Source organism: Micromonospora sp. WMMD710, assembly GCF_029626045.1.
Classification (GTDB): domain Bacteria; phylum Actinomycetota; class Actinomycetes; order Mycobacteriales; family Micromonosporaceae; genus Micromonospora.
In genome coordinates this window covers 6,384,919-6,403,474 of record NZ_JARUBD010000001.1, presented here as the reverse complement: position 1 = coordinate 6,403,474, position 18,556 = coordinate 6,384,919, and the positions used below count along the sequence as shown (strand labels likewise).

The 18,556-nt window shown below is 68.3% G+C and carries 15 protein-coding genes and 1 pseudogene; 1 reads left to right on the top strand and 15 read right to left on the bottom strand.

Going from position 1 to position 18,556, the window contains the following annotated elements; all coding sequences use genetic code 11:
- Positions 1 to 2: 2 nt before the first annotated feature.
- Entirely contained in the window at positions 3 to 2,408 is a 2,406-nt protein-coding gene (gene pcrA, locus O7620_RS29720) for a DNA helicase PcrA (protein WP_278126423.1), read from the bottom strand.
- 265 nt (positions 2,409 to 2,673) lie between these two features.
- On the opposite strand from pcrA, the gene O7620_RS29715 reads away from it, so the two are divergent.
- Positions 2,674 to 3,066, top strand: a complete 393-nt coding sequence (locus O7620_RS29715; RefSeq protein ID WP_151488611.1) for a chorismate mutase — start codon at positions 2,674 to 2,676, stop codon at positions 3,064 to 3,066.
- A gap of 149 nt (positions 3,067 to 3,215) precedes the next feature.
- Here the strand turns inward: O7620_RS29715 and O7620_RS29710 are convergent, their stop codons facing one another.
- From O7620_RS29710 to O7620_RS29645, 14 genes and pseudogenes are all read right to left on the bottom strand, one after another.
- Complete coding sequence (locus O7620_RS29710; protein ID WP_151488610.1) at positions 3,216 to 4,229, bottom strand: dipeptide ABC transporter ATP-binding protein; 1,014 nt, start codon at positions 4,227 to 4,229, stop codon at positions 3,216 to 3,218.
- Complete coding sequence (locus O7620_RS29705) at positions 4,222 to 5,250, bottom strand: ABC transporter ATP-binding protein (RefSeq protein WP_278127203.1); 1,029 nt, start codon at positions 5,248 to 5,250, stop codon at positions 4,222 to 4,224. Before O7620_RS29705 ends, O7620_RS29710 begins: the two co-directional genes overlap by 8 nt.
- 26 nt (positions 5,251 to 5,276) lie before the next feature.
- Positions 5,277 to 6,245 (bottom strand): ABC transporter permease, encoded by a 969-nt coding sequence (locus O7620_RS29700; protein ID WP_278126420.1) that lies wholly within the window; start codon positions 6,243 to 6,245, stop codon positions 5,277 to 5,279.
- Positions 6,238 to 7,164 carry an ABC transporter permease gene (locus tag O7620_RS29695; RefSeq protein ID WP_151488608.1) on the bottom strand — a complete coding sequence of 309 codons (927 nt, stop codon included), beginning with the start codon at positions 7,162 to 7,164 and terminating at the stop codon, positions 6,238 to 6,240. The genes O7620_RS29700 and O7620_RS29695 overlap by 8 nt, the downstream gene beginning before the upstream one ends.
- Positions 7,165 to 7,313: 149 nt before the next feature.
- Positions 7,314 to 8,954, bottom strand: coding sequence for an ABC transporter substrate-binding protein (locus tag O7620_RS29690; RefSeq protein ID WP_278126418.1), 1,641 nt, complete (start codon positions 8,952 to 8,954; stop codon positions 7,314 to 7,316).
- Positions 8,955 to 9,622: 668 nt separating this feature from the next.
- On the bottom strand, positions 9,623 to 10,243 hold the full coding sequence (locus O7620_RS29685; protein ID WP_151488606.1) for an ATP/GTP-binding protein: 621 nt from the start codon (positions 10,241 to 10,243) through the stop codon (positions 9,623 to 9,625).
- Positions 10,221 to 10,502, bottom strand: a complete 282-nt coding sequence (locus tag O7620_RS29680) for a DUF742 domain-containing protein (protein ID WP_255473645.1) — start codon at positions 10,500 to 10,502, stop codon at positions 10,221 to 10,223. The genes O7620_RS29685 and O7620_RS29680 overlap by 23 nt, the downstream gene beginning before the upstream one ends.
- Before the next feature lie 107 nt (positions 10,503 to 10,609).
- On the bottom strand, positions 10,610 to 11,044 hold the full coding sequence (locus tag O7620_RS29675; RefSeq protein ID WP_278126415.1) for a roadblock/LC7 domain-containing protein: 435 nt from the start codon (positions 11,042 to 11,044) through the stop codon (positions 10,610 to 10,612).
- Positions 11,044 to 13,683 carry a nitrate- and nitrite sensing domain-containing protein gene (locus O7620_RS29670; protein ID WP_278126414.1) on the bottom strand — a complete coding sequence of 880 codons (2,640 nt, stop codon included), beginning with the start codon at positions 13,681 to 13,683 and terminating at the stop codon, positions 11,044 to 11,046. The genes O7620_RS29675 and O7620_RS29670 overlap by 1 nt, the downstream gene beginning before the upstream one ends.
- Positions 13,676 to 14,761 carry a hypothetical protein gene (locus tag O7620_RS29665; protein WP_278126413.1) on the bottom strand — a complete coding sequence of 362 codons (1,086 nt, stop codon included), beginning with the start codon at positions 14,759 to 14,761 and terminating at the stop codon, positions 13,676 to 13,678. Before O7620_RS29665 ends, O7620_RS29670 begins: the two co-directional genes overlap by 8 nt.
- 50 nt (positions 14,762 to 14,811) lie before the next feature.
- Positions 14,812 to 16,068 carry an ammonium transporter gene (locus O7620_RS29660; protein WP_151488601.1) on the bottom strand — a complete coding sequence of 419 codons (1,257 nt, stop codon included), beginning with the start codon at positions 16,066 to 16,068 and terminating at the stop codon, positions 14,812 to 14,814.
- Between the two features lie 118 nt (positions 16,069 to 16,186).
- Positions 16,187 to 16,497, bottom strand: a pseudogene (locus O7620_RS29655) (transposase); the annotation flags it as partial.
- Positions 16,498 to 16,583: 86 nt separating this feature from the next.
- Complete coding sequence (locus tag O7620_RS29650; protein WP_278127201.1) at positions 16,584 to 17,270, bottom strand: response regulator transcription factor; 687 nt, start codon at positions 17,268 to 17,270, stop codon at positions 16,584 to 16,586.
- Between the two features lie 2 nt (positions 17,271 to 17,272).
- Entirely contained in the window at positions 17,273 to 18,535 is a 1,263-nt protein-coding gene (locus O7620_RS29645; protein WP_278126412.1) for an ATP-binding protein, read from the bottom strand.
- Between the last annotated feature and the right edge of the window lie 21 nt (positions 18,536 to 18,556).

Genomic DNA, 18,556 nt, shown 5'->3' with positions numbered 1-18,556 from the left:
GGTCAGAGCTTGTCGACCGGGGCGTGCCGGAGCACCAGCCACATCGTCTGGTCGCCGAAGTCGATCTGCGCACGGGCACCCGGACCGTGCCCCTCGACGGCGAGCACCCGCCCCAGGCCGTACCGCTGGTGGTTGACCCGGTCGCCCGCGGCCACCTTCGGCCCCTGCGGCAGCTCGCTGGCCGTGGTCAGCCGGCTGGCGTCCACACCGAGCCGCTGGGCCAGCTGCGCCGCCTTCGGCGTACCCCCGGTGAAGGTGCCACGCACGCCGGGCGCGCGGTCCGCGCGGCCGCCCACGCCGCCGCCCCCGCCGGCCCACGAGGTGTACGACCCCTCGGTGCGCTCCCAGTGCACCAGTTCCGTCGGCAGCTCCTCCAGGAACCGCGACGGCGGGTTGTAGGCCGGCTGCCCCCACGCCGAGCGGGTCACCGCCCGGGAGAGGTAGAGCCGCTGCCGGGCACGGGTGATGCCGACGTAGGCCAGACGGCGCTCCTCCTCCAGCTCGCGGGTGTCGCCCAGCGAACGCAGGTGCGGGAAGACCCCATCCTCCAGCCCGGTCAGGAACACCACCGGGAACTCCAGGCCCTTGGCGGTGTGCAACGTCATCAGGGTGACCACGCCCTGGTGGTCGGGGTCGTCCGAGGGGATCTGGTCGGCGTCGGCGACGAGCGCGACCTGCTCGAGGAAGCCGGCCAGGGTGGCCCGCTCCCCCTCCTCGCCCAGCGCCTCGATGCGCTCGGTGTACTCCCGGGCGACGCTGACCAGCTCCTGGAGGTTGTCCACCCGGCCGGCGTCCTGCGGGTCCAGGCTCTCCTCCAGCTCGGTCAGGTAGCCCGAGCGGGTCAGCAGCGCCTCCAGCACCTCCTCCGGGGTGCCGGTCTCGGCCAGCTCCCGGGCACCGTCGAGCAGCGCGACGAAGTCGCCGATGCCGTTGGCCGCCCGGGTGGAGATGCCCGGTGCCTCCCGGGCCCGGCGCAGGGCCGCGCCGAACGAGATGCGGTCGCGGCTGGAAAGCGCCTCGACGCATGCCTCCGCGCGGTCGCCGATCCCACGGCGGGGGGTGTTGAGCACCCGCCGCAGGCTCACCGTGTCGTCGTCGTTGACCACCGACCGCAGGTACGCCAGGGCGTCGCGGACCTCCTTGCGCTCGTAGAAGCGCACCCCGCCGACCACCTTGTAGGGCAGGCCGACCCGGATGAACACCTCCTCGAAGACGCGCGACTGGGCGTTGGTGCGGTAGAAGACCGCGACGTCACCGGGACGGGTCTCGTCGGCGTCGACCAGCCGGTCGATCTCCCGGGCCACCCAGTCCGCCTCGGCGTGCTCGGTGTCGGCGACGTACCCGACGATCCGCTCGCCGGCGCCGGCCTCGCTCCACAGCCGCTTCGGCTTGCGGGAGGTGTTCCGGTCGATCACCGCGTTGGCCGCGTTGAGGATGGTCTGGGTGGAGCGGTAGTTCTGCTCCAGCAGGATCGTCCGCGCGTCGGTGAAGTCCCGCTCGAACTCAAGGATGTTGCGGATCGTCGCGCCCCGGAAGGCGTAGATCGACTGGTCGGCGTCACCGACCACGCACAGCTCGGCCGGCTCCAGCCCCTCGGTGCCGGAGACCAACTCCTTGATCAGGACGTACTGGGCGTGGTTGGTGTCCTGGTATTCGTCCACGAGCACGTGCCGGAACCGCCGGCGGTAGCTCTCCGCGACGTGCGGGTGGGACTGGAGCAGGTGCACCGTCGTCATGATCAGGTCGTCGAAGTCGAGTGCGTGCGCCTCCCGCAACCGGCGCTGGTACAGCGTGTACGCCTCGGCGAGGGCCCGCTCGTTGGGCCCCGACGCCCGCGCGGCGAACTGCTCCGGGTCGACCAGCTCGTTCTTCAGGTTGGAGACCTGGGCGGCCAGCCCGCGCGCCGGGTAGCGCTTGGGGTCGAGATCGAGTTCGCGGGTGACCAGCTGCATCAGTCGCCGGGAGTCGTCCGCGTCGTAGATCGAGAAGGTCGACTTCAGGCCGGCGTGCTCGTGCTCGGCGCGCAGGATCCGGACACACGCGGAGTGGAACGTCGACACCCACATCAGGCGGGCGCGCGGCCCGACGAGCGCGGCGACGCGCTCCTTCATCTCGCCGGCCGCCTTGTTGGTGAAGGTGATCGCGATGATCTCACCGGGGTGGACGTCCCGGGCGGCGAGCAGGTAGGCGATCCGGTGGGTGAGCACCCGGGTCTTGCCGGATCCCGCGCCGGCCACGATCAGCAGCGGCGAACCGGCGTGGCTGACCGCGTCGCGTTGCGGGCCGTTCAGTCCGGCGAGCAGCTGCTGCGGGTCGAGGCGGACGGCGGCCGGCCGGGGCCGCTCCGGACGGGTCGGCGCGGACTCCGGCGCAGGCGAGGACGCGGGGATGTCGAAGAGAGGATGCATCGCCGGACAAGTCTATGCCGCCGGGCGGACACTTCCCGACCTCCCACGGTCGTCCCGGGCGAACCGCTTGCGTACGGGGCGGGGGCATGGGCATACTCGACGGCGTGTTCGCAGCGCGTTACTACTTTTACTACGGCACCGGGAGTCCGGCTGCCGTAGGTCGCGCCTGATCGAATCAGACCTACGAAAGCCCCGGGCTCCTGGAGTCCGGGGCTTTTCCGTCCCAGGTTCCGGGCACCGGGCACCACAGTGCGAGAGGTACCCGATGATGACAGACGTGGTGGAGCAGAGCGGCGGCGCGATCCGACCGACGGAGCAGTCCCCGACAACCGGGAGCGAGCCGGCGACGGCGGTCGCGCCTCCGAGCGGGGACGGCGGCCCGGTCGAGGCACGTACCGGCACCGCGGAGCCGATGGCCGCCGCCCGGATCGTGGAGATCAGGGAACGGATCGACGAGATCGACCACGCGCTCATCTCGCTCTGGCAGGAACGGGCGACGCTGTCCCAGGAGGTCGGGGCGACCCGGATGGCTTCCGGGGGGACGCGGCTCGTGCTCTCCCGGGAGCGGGAGATCCTGGAGCGCTTCCGGACGGCGCTCGGTGCCGACGGCACCCAACTGGCGCTGCTGCTGCTGCGGGCGGGCCGCGGCCCGCTGTGAGCCATCCCGGCGGGCCGCGGCCCGCTGTGAGCCATCCGGGCGGCCCGGGGGACTCCGCTCTCACCCCGACGACTCGGCCGTGCGGGGCTCCGGACAGACGAAACCGCCTGCCGACGTCGTGACGACGTCGGCAGGCGGTCCCGGGGAACTCACACCTCGTGGGTGGCGACGATCTCGCGCTTCTCGGCGAAGTGGCAGGCGCTCGGGTGGTCCGAGCCCTGCCGGACCTCCAGCAGCGGGACCTTCTCGGCGCACACGTCCTGCGCCTTCCAGCAGCGGGTCCGGAACCGGCAGCCCGAGGGCGGGCTGATCGGCGACGGCACGTCACCCGAGAGCCGGATGATCGTCTTGTGGTGCCGCTGCGTCGGGTCGGGCACCGGCACCGCGGAGAGCAGCGCCTGCGTGTACGGGTGCGTCGGCCGCTCGTAGATCTCGTCCTCGGTGCCGATCTCGACGATCTTACCGAGGTACATGACCGCGACCCGGTCCGACAGGTGCCGGACCACGGACAGGTCGTGGGCGATGAAGATGTACGACAACCCGAACTCGGCCTGCAACTGCTCCAGCAGGTTCATCACCTGAGCCTGGATGGACACGTCCAGAGCCGACACCGGCTCGTCGCAGACGATCACCTCCGGCCGCAGCGCGAGCGCACGGGCGATGCCGATGCGCTGGCGCTGACCGCCGGAGAACTGGTGCGGGTACCGGTTGATGTGCTCCGGGTTGAGCCCGACCAGGTCGAGCAGCTCCCGTACCTTGGCCCGACGGCTGCCCTTCGGCGCCACCTCCGGGTGGATCTCGAACGGCTCACCGATCAGGTCACCGACCGTCATCCGCGGGTTCAGCGAGGTGTACGGGTCCTGCATGACCAGCTGGATCTGCCGACGCAGACGCCGCAGCGCCCCACCGGAGAGCTTGGAGATGTCCTGGCCCTTGTAGACCACGTTGCCGGCGGTCGGCTTCTCCAGGTTCATCAGCACCCGGGCGAGGGTCGACTTGCCGCAGCCGGACTCGCCGACGACGCCGAGCGTCTCACCGGCGCGCAGACCGAACGAGACCCCGTCGACCGCCTTGACCTGGCCGACGGTCTTCTTGAACACCACACCCTGGGTGACGGGGTAGTGCTTGACCAGGTCACGGACCTCGAGGATGTTCTCAGTCACGGTTCACCAGCTCCTCGGCGAAGTGGCAGGCGCTGGCCCGGGCGGCGCCCACCTGCAGCAGCGGCGGGACCTTCTCCCGGCACACCGGCTGAGCCATGGGGCAACGCGGGTTGAACGGGCAGCCCGGCGGGATGTTCATCAGGTTCGGCGGGAGGCCCTTGATCGTCCGGAGCTGCTGCCCCTTCTCGTCCAGGCGCGGGATCGAGTCGATCAGACCCATCGTGTACGGGTGCGCCGGCTTGGCGTACAGGTCGTACACGTCGGCTTCCTCGACGATCCGGCCCGCGTACATGACCGCGATCCGGTCCGCGACGTCGGCGACCACGCCGAGGTCGTGGGTGATCAGGATCATGCCCATCTGCCGCTCACGCTGAAGCTCGGCCAGCAGGTCCATGATCTGGGCCTGCACGGTCACGTCGAGCGCGGTGGTCGGCTCGTCCGCGATCAGCACCTCCGGGTCGAGCGCCAGCGACATCGCGATCATCGCGCGCTGCCGCATACCGCCGGAGAACTGGTGCGGATAGTTGTTGAACCGACTCTTGGCGTTCGGGATCTTGACCTGGTCGAGCATCTCGATCGCGCGCTTCTTGGCCTCCGCGCGGCCCAGGCCCCGCCGGACGCGGAACTGCTCGGCGATCTGGAACCCGACGGTGAAGACCGGGTTCAGTGCCGAGAGCGCGTCCTGGAAGATCATCGCGATGCCCTCACCGCGGATCCGGCGGCGCTCCTCGCCGGACATGCGCAGCATGTCCTTGCCGTGGAAGCGAACCTGCCCGCCGGTGACGAACCCGGGCGGGGTGTCGAGGATGCCCATGATGGTCTGCGCCGTGACGCTCTTGCCGGAGCCGGACTCGCCGAGCACGGCGAGGGTCTCCCCCGCGTCGACGTGGTACGTGACCCCGTTGATGACCTTTGCGACGCCGTCCCGGGTGCGGAACTCCACCCGCAGGTCGTCGACCTCGAGCAGCCGGCCGGAGGGACGTCCGGACCCGCCGGATCCCGGCGCGGACTGCTCGGACACGAGAATGTCGGACAACTGGATCTCCCCTAGCGGAGTTTCGGATCGAGGGCCTCGCGGACCGCCTCACCGAGCATCACGAAGCTCAGCACTGCGGTGACGAGGAACGCGGCGGGGAAGAACACCAGCCCCGGCGCGACCCGGATGAACTGCTGCCCGTCACTGATCATGATGCCCCAGGACACCACCGGCGACTTCAGGCCGACACCGAGGAACGACAGCGTCGCCTCGGCGCCGATGAACGAGCCGACCATGATCGTGCCGTAGACCAGCAGCGGGGCCAGGCAGTTCGGCAGCAGGTGCTTGAGGATGATCCGACCGGTGCCGGCACCCAGCGCGCGGGCCGCGACGATGTAGTCGGCCTCCTTGGTGGCGAGCACCGAGGACCGCATCAGCCGCATGACCACCGGCCAGCTCAGGACGGTCAGGGAGACGATGACGAGGCCCATGATCTGGGCCTTGCTGTTGCCGGAGCCCGAGCCGTTGAACGTGGTCAGGATGACGATCGCGCCCAGCACGAACGGCAGACCGAAGAAGACGTCGGCGATCCGGCTGAGCAGACCGTCCACCCAGCCACCGCGGTAGCCCGCGATGATGCCCATGGTGCCGCCGACCAGCAGGGTGCCCATCACGGAGAGGACGGCGACCACGATGGACGCCCGCGCGCCGTAGATGACCCGGGCGTAGACGTCGCGGCCCTGCACGTCGTAACCGAACCAGCCTTCGGCGCCCGGCTTGTTGAGGCTGCGCGACAGCGAACCGTTGACCGCGTCACCCGGGGCGAACAGCGCCGGGAAGGCGGCCATCAGCAGGAAGATCACGATCAGCGTGGCCGAGATCCAGAACAGCGGCTTACGGCGCAGATCCCGCCATGCGTCGCCGAGCAGGCCACGGGGCTTCTCGTTGCTCTGCGGCGCGCCCAGGGCTGCGGGGGTGGCAGCGTCGGTCGGGTGCGCGGCAGGGGTGCTGACGATCGATGCGGTACTCGGGTCACTCATAGCGGATCCTCGGGTCCAGGGCGGCGTAGAGCAGGTCAACCAGCAGGTTCATCACGAGATAGACCAGCACCAGGACGACCACGATCCCTACCACGGTAGCGCTCTCTTTGGTGACGATCGCGCGGAAGACCTGGCGGCCGATTCCGTTGATGCCGAAGATGCCCTCGGTGACGATCGCGCCGCCCATCAGGGCACCGAGGTCGGTGCCGAGCAGGGTGACCACCGGGATGAGCGAGTTGCGCAGCAGGTGCACACCCACCACCCGGCGCATCGGGAGACCCTTGGCGATGGCCGTACGCACGTAGTCGGCACGGCGGTTCTCCGCGATGCTCGTGCGGGCCACCCGGGCTATGTACGCCACCGATGCGCTACCGAGCACGAAGCCCGGCACGATCAGTTCAGAGAGCCGCATCTCCGAGGAGACGGTCGGCTTGATGATGCCCCACTGCACGCCCAGCAGCCACTGGAGAACGAAGCCGACCACGAAGACCGGCAGCGCGATGAGGAAGAGCGTGGAGACCAGGACCAGGTTGTCTAGGAAGCCGTTGCGCCGCAGACCGGTCAGCACGCCGGCGCCGAGGCCGATCACGGCCTCGATGGCGAGCGCCACCAGGGCCAGCTTCAGCGTGTTCGGGTACGACGTCAGGATGATGTCGCTGATCTCACGCTGCGAGAACGTGGTGCCGAAGTCCCCCTGGAGCAGGTTCTTCATGTAGTTGGCGTACTGCACGAAGACGTTCTGGTCGAGGTGGTACTTCTCGGTCATGAACGCGATGTACTGGTCCGGGCAGCGGCGCTCGCCGCACTTGCCGGCGAACGGATCGCCCGGAACGGCCCAGACGAGGGCGTAGATCAGGAACGTCGTACCGATGAAGACCGGCACGAGTTGGAGCAGCCGTCTCAACAGATAACGGCCCATGGGGTGGTCCTCCAGACAGGGGGCGCGTCGGACGGCCGACACGGTGGTGACGACGTGGCGAGTGGAGTGTTGTAACACCCACTCGCGGAACGGCCCCGGGCCGGGCTCACCGGATGTGGCGAGCCCGACCCGGGGTCAGACCGTTCGGATCAGAGCTCGACCGAGGTGATGTCGAGTTCGCCGACGTTGTTCAGCTCGAGCTTCTTGATCTTCTCCGAGTGGCCGGACTGCTGGCCGTAGAAGTAGATCGGGATGCTCGGGACGTCCTGGTCGACCAGCTCGACGGCCTTGGAGAACGCCTCGTGCGAGGCCTCCAGGCTCGGCGCGGCGCTGGCCTGCTTGGCCAGGGCGTCGACCTGCGGGTTGCTGTACAGGCCGTCGTTGGAGGAGCCACCCTTGACGTAGAGCGGGTTGACCCAGTTCTCCACGTCCGGGTAGTCCTGCTGCCAGGCGGCACGGTACGGGCCGGTCATCTTGTGCGCGTTGATGTTCTGGCGGAAGACCGCGAAGGTCGGGACGCCCTCGGCGCGAGCCTCGATGCCGAGGTTGGTCTTGACCTGCTGCGCAACGGCGTCCATCCAGTCCTTGTGGCTGGAGTCGGCGTTGTAGTAGAAGACCATCTCGCCGGTGAAGCCGCCGGCCTCGGTCAGCAGCTGCTTGGCCGTGGTCGGGTCGAACTTGCAGGCGGTGCAGTTGCCCGGCTTGGCGCCCGGGGTCAGCGGGTTCGCCCAGCTGTCGGCCGGCTTACGGGTACCGAAGAAGATCTTGTCCGAGATCTCCTGCCGGTTGATCGCCAGCGACACGGCCCGACGCAGCTTCGGGTTCTGGAAGCGCTTGTCGTAGATCGGGAACGCGATCAGCGCGGTCGACGGCGTGGTGGTCGACAGCCCACGGTCACCGAGGTCGGTCTTCCACTTGTCACCGGCGAGGGCCGAGGTGGGGACCGTCTCCATGAAGTCGAGGTTGTTGGCCAGCAGGTCGTTGTAGGCCGCCGTCTCGTCCTGGTACAGCTTGACGTCGACGTCCTTGATCTTCATCTTGTCGCGCAGGTTGTAGTCGTCGAAGCGCGTCAGCTTGATGAGGACGTTGTCCTCCCACGACACGAACTTCACCGGGCCGTTGCCGATCGGCTTCTTGCCGAACTCCTCGGGCTTCATGGTGAAGAAGGCGTCCGGCAGCGGCATGAAGGCGCTGTAGCCGAGCTTGGTCGGGAAGACCGCCGTGGGGGCCGCCAGAGTGACCTCGAAGGTCTGCTCGTCGATGACCTTCAGGCCGGACAGCTCCTTGGCCGCGGGCGGCGGGGCCTTCTGCGGGCCGTCCGCGCCGTCCGGGTCCTCGGTGTAGGTCTTGTCGAAGCCGGCGATGTCCGAGAAGAACGTGCCGTTCTGCGCGCCGTTCGGCGAGTACGCGGCCCAGTTCCAGGCGTCGACGAAGTTCTTCGCCTTCACCTCGGTACCGTCGTGGAACTTGGTACCCTTCTTGATCTTGATCGTGAAGACCTTGGAGTCCTTGGAGTCGATGGACTCGGCCAGCGCGTTGCGCGGGGCCCCACCGTCGTTCGGGTACTCGACCAGGCCGGTGAACAGCCAGTCGATGACCTTGCCGCCGCCGGTCTCCGTGGTGTTCGACGGGACCAGCGGGTTCTCCGGCTGGACACCGTGGATGACGATCGCGCCGTCCTTGCTGGCGGCGGCGTTGCCGTCACCGTCACCGCTCGAGCAACCGCTCGCGACAAGCGCGGCAGCCGCGCTGAGCGCGATCGCGCTCGTCGCCCGCTTCGAGACTCTCATTCCGAGGGGCCTCCTCTTTCTAACCAGGTTCCGTCGTGGGTTTCACGCACGTTTGGGGGTGACACCGCCCGACCACCCCGGGGCGCGGGTCGTCGGGATCACAGGGAAGTTGGAGACATCCCTGATGTTCCGATCCGCCGGGCTCCCCACCCGCCGGCGCGTGACCCTATCCAGGCGACACGGCCACGAACCGCCGCCAAAACAGCGAGGGTCGTGGTCGTGGGCCGTGCGGAGTGCCACACACCAAGGGTGAAGTGCTGCCACTGTGACACCCACTGGCCGCTGCCGTGAAGGTGCCGTTATCAAGCCGTTAGTTGCCCGCCACGTTGCCGATACTTGAAAAATGATCATAAAGCGGTCGGGACGGACAACTCCGAGCAAGAAATACGTAGCCAAGCCGGCCGCGACGCTCGGCGGGGAATTGCGTTGCGTGAGCTTGTCCGCACTCTCCCTCGGCGCTGGCGGAGCGCAGCCGACCCCGACACCGCGCGAAGCGGGGCCGGGGCCGGGGCCGACTCCTCACCGCCGTCTTCCTCGCCGTGACGCTCCCACCCGCGCAAACCCTGCACCGGTCGATCTGGCGACGAACAGCCCAAGCCCGAACCCGACGAGCCATTACCAGTACAGACAGGCGAACTGACGTTGGGGTACTGAGCCCCGGCCGTGACTCATGAACCAGTCACATCGGTTGGCGGGCCGGCCCGTCGCGGCATCGTCAGACTGCGGCGCAGAACCACCAACAACGCATCCAGCACCGAGCCCCGGTCGCGGGCATCGAAGGTGATCAGTGGTGTGTCGTCGGAGATCGCCAACGCCCACCGGACATCGTCAAGATCATGGGTCAGCAAGCCGTCGAACAGGTTGACCGCCACCCCGAAAGGAATGCCGGTCCGCTCGAAGTAGTCGACCGCCGGATAACAGTCATCGAGGCGACGCGCATCCACAATCACCAACGCACCGAGCGCCCCCTCCGTCAGATCCCGCCACATGAATCCGAAGCGGTCCTGGCCCGGCGTACCGAAGAGATAGAGCTTGATCTCGTCGTCGATGGTGATGCGACCGAAGTCGAGTGCAACCGTCGTGGTCGTCTTACTCGGCACCTCCTCGGCACGGTCGAATGCAGCCGCGACCTCGGTGATCGGTGCCTCGGTGGTCAGTACGGGAACTTCGGAGATCTGGGAGACCGCAGTGGTCTTGCCTACTCCGAAACCACCGGCGATGACGATTTTCACCGGTACAGGCGGCCGGCCCTGGTCGGGAGCCGCGTCAGCGAATGGCAGTGAGTCCACGGATAACCCTCTCGATGATCTGCCTCTGCCGGTCCTCGGGCAGGTGCAATCCGCGGGTGGTGAGAAAGTTCAACGCAATTAAATCGGCGACCAGCACTCGGGTGACTCCGAGATGCAGCCCGACGTGGGCCGATATCTCCGCGATCGCAACCCACTCCCTGCAGAACTCGACGATGTCACGATGCTCGTAGTGCAGGCGAGACGTCGAGTCCAGGCCATCCCGTGTCGCCACCACTTGCGCCGCCATGTTCAACTTCATCCCGATGGGGCGTACCCGCCCACCGGTCAGCAGATAAGGCCGTACCCGTGACACTCGGCGATGATGTCCGCCGACTGTTTCGTTAACCCCGTCTGCGACCATCCCGGTCAGGCCCGGACCGTCAGCTTCAGTTCGTCAATAAGCTGCGGCGTGAGTACTGGGCCGGCATGGTTGGCAAAGACCGCCATCTCATAGGCGAGGTTGCCCAGGCTGGCGTCCTTTTGTGCGAGCACTCCGAGTGAGCAGCCCGGGCTGATGGCGCTGACTAGCAGATAGCCCCGCTGCAGGTCGATGATGACCTTGTTCGTGGCACCGAGGTCGTACACACGTGAAGCGCCGCTCGCCAGGCTCGCGAGAGCAGAGGTGATGGCCGCGAGACGATCGGCGTCTGTGCGGGAGAGGGTGGAGGAGAGCGCCACGAGCAGCCCGTCGGAGGAGACAGCAATCGCCTCCAGGACGCCTGCGGTCTCGCTGGCGAACCTTTCGAGCAGCCAGTTGAACTGCTGCGCCTCGTTGCTTGTCTGGTGAGCGGGTACGGTCATTATCGGCTCCGGTCATTGTAAAGGGCCGCCGCCCGAGCGAGCCCCTCGTGAAAGTCGTCCAGTGCTGCCCGTTCGGCTTCGGGATCACGCAGGGTACTTACGCCTTCAGCGGGCGGCGGAGCCGCCCGGTACCGCGCGCGAGCGGCGAGTTCCTCGGCCAACTGCACGTCGAGATGCTCTCCCGGACGGCGCCGTTCCAGCCCGCTCGCGCTGAGTGGAGCGGTCCCGCGAGCCGTCGGCGAGGGAGCAACGCGCGGCGGCAATGCCCCGACGCCCGGAGCCGGCCCGGCTGACGGTTGCGCATCCCGGCCTGGCCGACGAGCCGCAGACCCGACCGCGCCCTCAGCTTGGGCTTCCGCACGGACCATCTCGTCCAGCTCGGCGCGCTCCACGTCGGGACGTCGCGGCGGATACGGCAGAGGTCCGGGGTCATCCCAGCCCAGCGACGTCTGGCTCAGTCCTGGACGGCGTCGCCGCAGCCCAGCGCGGGTTTCCGTGGCTACCGATTCCGCTGCCGTTCGGGGCGACGTCGCGTCGGGCTGGTTCCCCCTCGGGACAGTTGGCAGAGGATCGTGATGGTGGGGTATCTCCTGAGCGCCGTCCAACCGCCCGCTCCACCAGTTGAAGACATTCTTGCCGAGCGCCCCGGTCAGCGGCGGGGACGACGGTGCCAGACCCACGGCGGATGCGCTGCCGACGCCGGCCTTCGCCGCTGCCCGGCCGACTTTCGGTCGCGCCGGCATGGGCTGAGTCCATCCTTGCGGCCGGACCGCCGGTTGATCGACACCCATCTGCAGCAGCAAATGCCGCGGAACCGTGATCTCGACGGTCACCCCGGCGACCGGCGATGGCAGCAGTCGTACCATCATTCCGTGCCTGCGGGCCAGCCGTCCCACGACGATCAGTCCGAGCATGTTGGTCGGCGCGACGTCAGGGCGTCCCGCAGAGACAAGGCGGCGATTCTCCTCGACGATTCGGTCCGGCTTCATGCCGATGCCGGAGTCGACGACGCGAATCAGGCAGTCTGAACCCAGACTTGCCGAAACGTCGACCGGCGCGGACGGCGGCGAGAACGACGTGGCGTTCTCCAGCACCTCGGCAAGGATCAGGGTCAGGTCGGCTACGACGCCCGCCGCCACCGTTGTGTTGGCCACGGAATTCACGTGGACGTTCTGGTAGCGCTCGATCTCGCCGATCGCAGAACGGATCACATCGATCAGCGGTGTGGGGGCATGCGCGCGCAGCTGCTCCTCGTCCCGCCGACCGGCAATCGCCAGCAGACTTTCGGTCCCCCGCCGGAGGCGGCTGGTCAGATGATCCAACTGGTACAGCTGGGCCAGCCGCTCTTCATTGGACTCGTCGCGCTCCAACTGATCGATACGAGCAACCTGCCGCTCGACCAGACTGCGGGTGCGGTTCGCGATGTTACCGAACATCACGGAGACGTTGCGCCGGTTGAGTGCCTGTTGTTGCAGCAGCAGCGCCGCAGTCGCCTGAACACGGTTGATCGCCGATGCCAGTTCGCCAATCTCGTCAGCCGACCGCAGCATGACGGCCGCGAACTTCGGTTGAAATTCCTCGTCGTCGAACTCAAGCTCGTTGATTCGATTCATTTCGCGCGTGGCGAGGTCCGCTACCGCGTTGGCCGCGCGCGCCATTCGCTTCAGGGGCCGTGCCACGGACCTGTTAATCGCAGCGGCGAAGAGGCAGATCGCGGCCAGCAGCGCCACCAACACTCCGGTCTCCAGGGAAGCGGCGCGACGGCCAGCGACCGCGGCGTTCACCGCTCGCTGCGTGATATCGCGCGTAATCTCGTCCTGGACCTCCTGCCTCGTTGAAAGCGCCCCCTCCATCATCGACATCAGTCGACTAATCGGCAGGGTCCGGGCTGGCCCGCGGCGGCTCGTCACGGCGGCCACCGCCGCTCTTGCCCGCCCGGATGTCGGCCCCGCATCCGCTGCCGTGATCAATGCCTCGTGGTGCGCGTCACCCTCTTGTCTGAAAGTCTCCCGGTATATCACGGCCGCAGACTCCGCCGTGACCGCCAGTTGTTGGGCTGCGTTTGGGTCCACCGGCTCGAGGAGCACCGCAGTGAGGCTCTGGCTGGTTACCTCGTTCAGTCGCAGCAGGGCATCCACCGACGCCATCTGTCGCAGTCCCGGCGCGTCAACACCTGCTGAGCCGGCCAGACGTAAGCCATCGAGCAGTTCCCGGATCAGCTCGTCGTAGGTGCGGGCGAACTGCGCCGCCGTGCGGGCGTCCCCCAACACCCGGGCACGAAGCTCTCGCAAGTGCTCTGGATGGCCCAGCGCCATGCGGAGCTCGGCGGCACTGGTCGACGGCAGCGCGCGCGCCGCGCTCTCCCAACTGTCGTCCACCTGCTGCATTTGAACAAGAAGCGCGTCGTGACTGACCGGCGCTCCGGCGAGCCGACCCACGACGAGTAGGCGCTCTCGCTGTAGGTCCCGGATCACTCGGCTAACCGAGCGCGCATCCTCTGCACTGTTCGCGACGACCGTGGCCGAGCGCGCCTGGTCGATCCCGCGTGCGACGAGCGGTATCGTGGCGCACAGCGCCACGGTCACCGACAGCAGCGACAGCAGGCTGAGTCGCTGCGCGACGCGCAGTCCGCTAAGCATCTGTCAGCTCGTCGTCACCCGATCGAGGCCGTACGCCGCGCCCGACCCGAAGCAATTCTTCGGCCGCGAGTAGGTCCCGAGCATCAACCTCGGGCATCGCGACGGACACGGCCGCGATGTCGGCAGTCGGATCCGCCCCAACCTCATCGTCCCGGTCGTCGGCCGACTCCCGTTCACGACCCGGCATCGCCCACCAGAGCAGCAGCAGACCGACCAATACCCCGCCGATCACCAAGGCGATCTGCTGTTGCCGGAGCCTGTCGAGGGTCCGGACGCGATCCTTGAGTAGCCGGTCCAGCTGCTTGGACATCGCGTCTGCCACGGCCAGACTCGCGTCCTGCACCAGGGCGGCGTTGGCGGCGGTTGCCCTCGCACCAGCAGTGCCGGCCGGCGCACTGTCGCCGAACCGGCTGACCGTGTCGCGGAACGAGTCGAGGGGCTCGACCAGCGCGGCGTGGCCGGCGGCTCCGGTCGCGTCACGCAGGCCTGCGTCGATCGCGGCTGCCGCAGCCGCCACCTGCGCGCGGGTCACCGCGATGACGAGTGCGGCCGACCCAGACCCGCCGCCGAGGTACGTCTGGTCAGCAACCAGATTCGCGCCGATCAACACGATGGGCAACTGAACGAAGCTCGCATCGGCGAGGTAGTTGACGTAGCTGTCCGCACTGCTGGTCAGGTGCGCGAGACGCACCACCTTAGCGGCCATATCCACCGCAAGAGTGAGCACCTCGCTGTACCGGTCGAGCGCCTGACGCCCGGTCGGCATGTCGTCGATGAGCTGCCCGACCTTCGGGCGTAGGCCGGACCAGCGCGGGCCGAGGCCAAGCTCCTCGCCCTCGCGTCCGTCGAGGGCATCGAGCTCGGTGACCACCCGTTGCAGTGCGCCCGGGTTGGCTGGAGTGTTGCGCACCGCTTGCGCCCTGAGCCGGGTCAACTCGCTGAGCAGGTCGATGGTCGCCCGCAGGTAGCGCGCCCCCTGCTGTGCACTGGTGACCTGAGCGACGTCGGAATCAATGCGGCTACGTGACTGCACGGCAAGCATCACGTGCACCGCGGAGAGCGCGATGATCAACAGCAACGCGACTACGATCCAAGGTCCGCGCCGGCGGAGGGCCGATGTTGGACTGGTCACGACCGGGCCGCCGGCTGCGGTGTCGACGGGAACTCGTACGCGGTCTCGCCATGCTCCGCCAGGTCAGCTCCGACACTCTCGGCACGGCCACTGACCCGATTGCCACGAATCCGCGACACGAGGCTCATGATGATCAGGGAGACCAATGCGGAGTACACCACCACAGCGCAGACGCTCAACGCCTGAACGCCGAGCAGTCGGTATCCTCCACCATAGAACAGGCCATTCGCGATTCCAGGATTGACCGAGGCGGTGGCGAAGAGGCCGACCGAGAGCGCGCCGATCAACCCACCGCCGAGATGGACGGCGGCAACGTCGAGCGCGTCGTCAAGTCGGAGCAGCACCTTGAGCCCGACCGCGAAGTGGCACAGCACGCCTGCGGCGAGACCGATCAACAGCGCACTCGACGGCGTGACGTACCCGGCCGCCGGGGTGATCGCGACCAGGCCGGCCACCGCCCCAGACGCGGCACCCAGCGTTGTGGGCTTACCGAACCGAAGTCGCTCCGCAGCCGCCCAAGCGATCATCGCCGCTGCTGCGGCTGCCTGCGTGTTGATGACGGCAAGCACAGCCAGGCCATTGGCGCTGAGCGCCGAACCACCGTTGAATCCGAACCAGCCGACCCAGAGCAGCGCCGTACCGAGTAGCATCAACGGCAAATTGTGCGGACGGTGCTCCGCACGGGCCCGACGGCCCAGACGAGCGGCGACGACAAGCGCCGCCGCTCCGGCGTTCGCGTGAACCACAGCTCCACCGGCGAAGTCAAGCGCGCCGAGCTGGTGCGCCCAACCAAGCGGCGAGAACAGCCAGTGCGCCACGGGCGCGTAGACCAACAGAGACCAGAGCGCGATGAAGAGCATCGAGGCGCTGAAGCGCCAGCGTTCCGCCCCAGCCCCGGTGATCAGAGCCGGTGTGATCACCGCGAACATCATCTGGAACAGCACAAAAGCCATCGACGGCACCCCGGCGAGGTCGATCCCCGGCACTGCGGCCGCGAGATCGGTCAGCCCGGCGAATGACCACCCACCGACGAATGAGTTGCCGGGCCCGAACGCCAGGGAGTAGCCGAGCAGTAACCACAGGACCGTCACAACGCCGATCGTCATCATGCTCTGCATCACCGTACCGGCGACGTTCGAGGCGCGAACCATGCCGCCGTAGAAGAAGGCCACTCCCGGCGTCATCAGCAGCACCAAGGCGGCCGAAACCAAAACCCAGGCAGTTGCTCCACCGTCAAGGCCCGCTTGACTCATCCGTACTCTCCTCCACCCGCAGAGCAAGATCGCCTTGTCCGCACAACGGCCTAGAATCGGTTTTGGTTCAAGGGTCTGTCAACTGAACCGAGAACGGTGCGACTCTAGTTGTTGAGGGTTACCCGCGGCCTGCGGTCAGGCGGCCTTCGAAGGACATCTCGACGGCACTCAGCGTATGGTCCACCGGCCGGCGGGCTTGCCTGGTCAGGTCGAGGCCCCTCACCGGGCGGTAGCCGCCCTTCAGGGCGGCACCTTCGGTTGCGGTTGTAGCCGCGGGCACGGATAGCTCGGCGGATCCGGGCGATAACGGACTCGATGGCGTTGGTGGAGCAGATGACGGTACGGATCTCGGCGTCAAAAGCCAGGAACGGCACGAACTCTGCCGTGCGCCTGCTCCCACAACCGGATGATCGACGGATACCTCCGGCCCTCGCCGCCTGACCGAGTCCGGCAGCAGGATCACCGGGCAGCGGCATCCGCCGCATCTGCCCCAATCGCCGGGGAGGAGGAATAGATCACACCAGCCGACGGTCCGCGGCCCAGCGGGACAGCTCGTAGCGGTTGGACATCTGGAGCTTGCGCAGCACGTTGGACACGTGCGTCTCCACCGTCTTGATGGAGATGAACAGCTCCTTCGCGATCTCCTTGTACGCGTACCCCCGGGCAAGCAGTCGCAGCACCTCCCGCTCACGGTTGGTGAGCTGGTCCAGCTCCGGGTCGGCCACCGGCGCGTCCGGTCGGGCCGCGAAGGCGTCCAGCACGAACCCGGCCAGCCGCGGACTGAACACCGCGTCACCGTCGGCGACCCGGCGGATCGCCGCCGCCAGCTCGTCCGGCGAGATCGTCTTGGTCACGTACCCCCGGGCGCCGGCACGGATCAGCCCGATCACGTCCTCGGCCGCGTCGGAGACGCTCAGCGCCAGGAACTTGACCTGCGGATGGCTGCGCCGCATCGCCTCCAGCACCGCGCGTCCGCCACCGTCGGGCATGTGCACGTCGAGCAGCACCACGTCCGGGCCGGTGGCCGCGATCCGGGTCACCGCCTCGGCCACGGTGCTCGCCTCACCCACCACCTCGACGTGGGCACCCAACTCCGCGCGTACGCCTGCTCGGAACATGGCGTGGTCGTCCACCAGGAACACCCGCAGCCGCTCGGGGCGGGCGTCCGCCGGGTCGAGGTGCTCCGTCGACTGCTCGGGCATGCTCATCTGTTCCTCTCCGCTGCGGACGAGTCCCGGGAGATCGGCAGGATCAACCGGACCTCGGTCCCCTCCCCCGGTCCGGACCGGATCTCGGCCCGTCCGCCGTGCCGCTTCATCCGCCCGATGATCGAGCCGCGTACGCCGTGCCGGTGGTCCTCCACGGTATCCGGATCGAAGCCCTTCCCCCGGTCCCGGACGAAGACACTGACCTGATCCGGCTCCACCTCGGCGTAGAGCGACACGGTCTGCACCTCGGCGTGCCGGGCCGCGTTCACCAACGCCTCCCGCGCGGCGGCGACCAGCGCACCGACCTTCTCGTCGGTCTCCCGGTCGCCTACCACCACCGTCTCCACGGTGATCGCGAACGTGTCCTCGACCTCGGCGGCCGCCTGCTCCAGGGCCGCGGCGAACCGTTCGTGCGGCGACGCGGTGGGCTTGTAGAGCCAGTTGCGCAGCGACCGTTCCTGCCCCCGCGCCAACCGCTGGACCGTCTTGACGTCCGTGGCGTTGCGCTGGATCAGGGCCAACGTGTGCAGCACCTGGTCGTGCACCATCGCGGCCAGCTCGGCCCGCTCCTGCTCGCGGATCCGTCCCTCCCGCTCGGAGCGGAGCTGGCTGTACGTCCGCCACAGCACCGGTGCGGCGACCACGCCGACACCGGCCAGCCCCACCAGCGCGAAGATCACGCCGTTGATCACCGCGTCGAAGTTCTGGGCTGGCGAGTAGACGGCCGCCACACCGATGATGCCGACCGCGACCAGGACCCCGCCGCCGATGAACCGGAGGACGAAGGCCCGCCGGTCGCTCTCCTCGACGACCGCGCCGAGCCAGGGCACCGGTGCGTCGCCCCAGCGTCGACGCCGCTCGGGAGCGGACTGGTGCCAGATGACCCCGGCGCCGACCGCGATGATGGCCACCAGCCAGCCGGCGGTGCCCGCCGCACCGACCGAGTCGAACACCATCACCTGAATCAGCAGGACACCCAGCCCGATCCCCACGAACGGCAGGAGCTGGGCCACGTCCCGCCGGGGCGGGACGGCGGTGTCACCGGGTCGCAGCGGCACCACCGCCCAGAAGGCCGCGTAGAGCAGCAGGCCCAAGCCGCTCAGGCCGAGCAGCACCATGAACGCGACCCGGACGCGCAGCACCGAGATGCCGAGGTGGTCGGCGATGCCGGCGGCGACGCCGGCGGCCATCCGATGCTCGGGGGCGCGGTACAGACGCGGGGGCGGTGTGACGGTGCTGATCGCGGGCTCCCTGGTCACGGTGGTGGACTGGTCGGGTTC

Coding starts and splice junctions, on each gene's coding strand:
- pcrA (WP_278126423.1), bottom strand. CDS start 2,408: ATGCATCCTCTCTTCGACATCCCCGCGTCCTCGCCTGCGCCGGAGTCC.
- O7620_RS29715 (WP_151488611.1), top strand. CDS start 2,674: ATGATGACAGACGTGGTGGAGCAGAGCGGCGGCGCGATCCGACCGACG.
- O7620_RS29700 (WP_278126420.1), bottom strand. CDS start 6,245: ATGAGTGACCCGAGTACCGCATCGATCGTCAGCACCCCTGCCGCGCAC.
- O7620_RS29695 (WP_151488608.1), bottom strand. CDS start 7,164: ATGGGCCGTTATCTGTTGAGACGGCTGCTCCAACTCGTGCCGGTCTTC.
- O7620_RS29690 (WP_278126418.1), bottom strand. CDS start 8,954: ATGAGAGTCTCGAAGCGGGCGACGAGCGCGATCGCGCTCAGCGCGGCT.
- O7620_RS29680 (WP_255473645.1), bottom strand. CDS start 10,502: ATGAAGTTGAACATGGCGGCGCAAGTGGTGGCGACACGGGATGGCCTG.
- O7620_RS29675 (WP_278126415.1), bottom strand. CDS start 11,044: ATGACCGTACCCGCTCACCAGACAAGCAACGAGGCGCAGCAGTTCAAC.
- O7620_RS29670 (WP_278126414.1), bottom strand. CDS start 13,683: ATGCTTAGCGGACTGCGCGTCGCGCAGCGACTCAGCCTGCTGTCGCTG.
- O7620_RS29660 (WP_151488601.1), bottom strand. CDS start 16,068: ATGAGTCAAGCGGGCCTTGACGGTGGAGCAACTGCCTGGGTTTTGGTT.
- O7620_RS29650 (WP_278127201.1), bottom strand. CDS start 17,270: ATGCCCGAGCAGTCGACGGAGCACCTCGACCCGGCGGACGCCCGCCCC.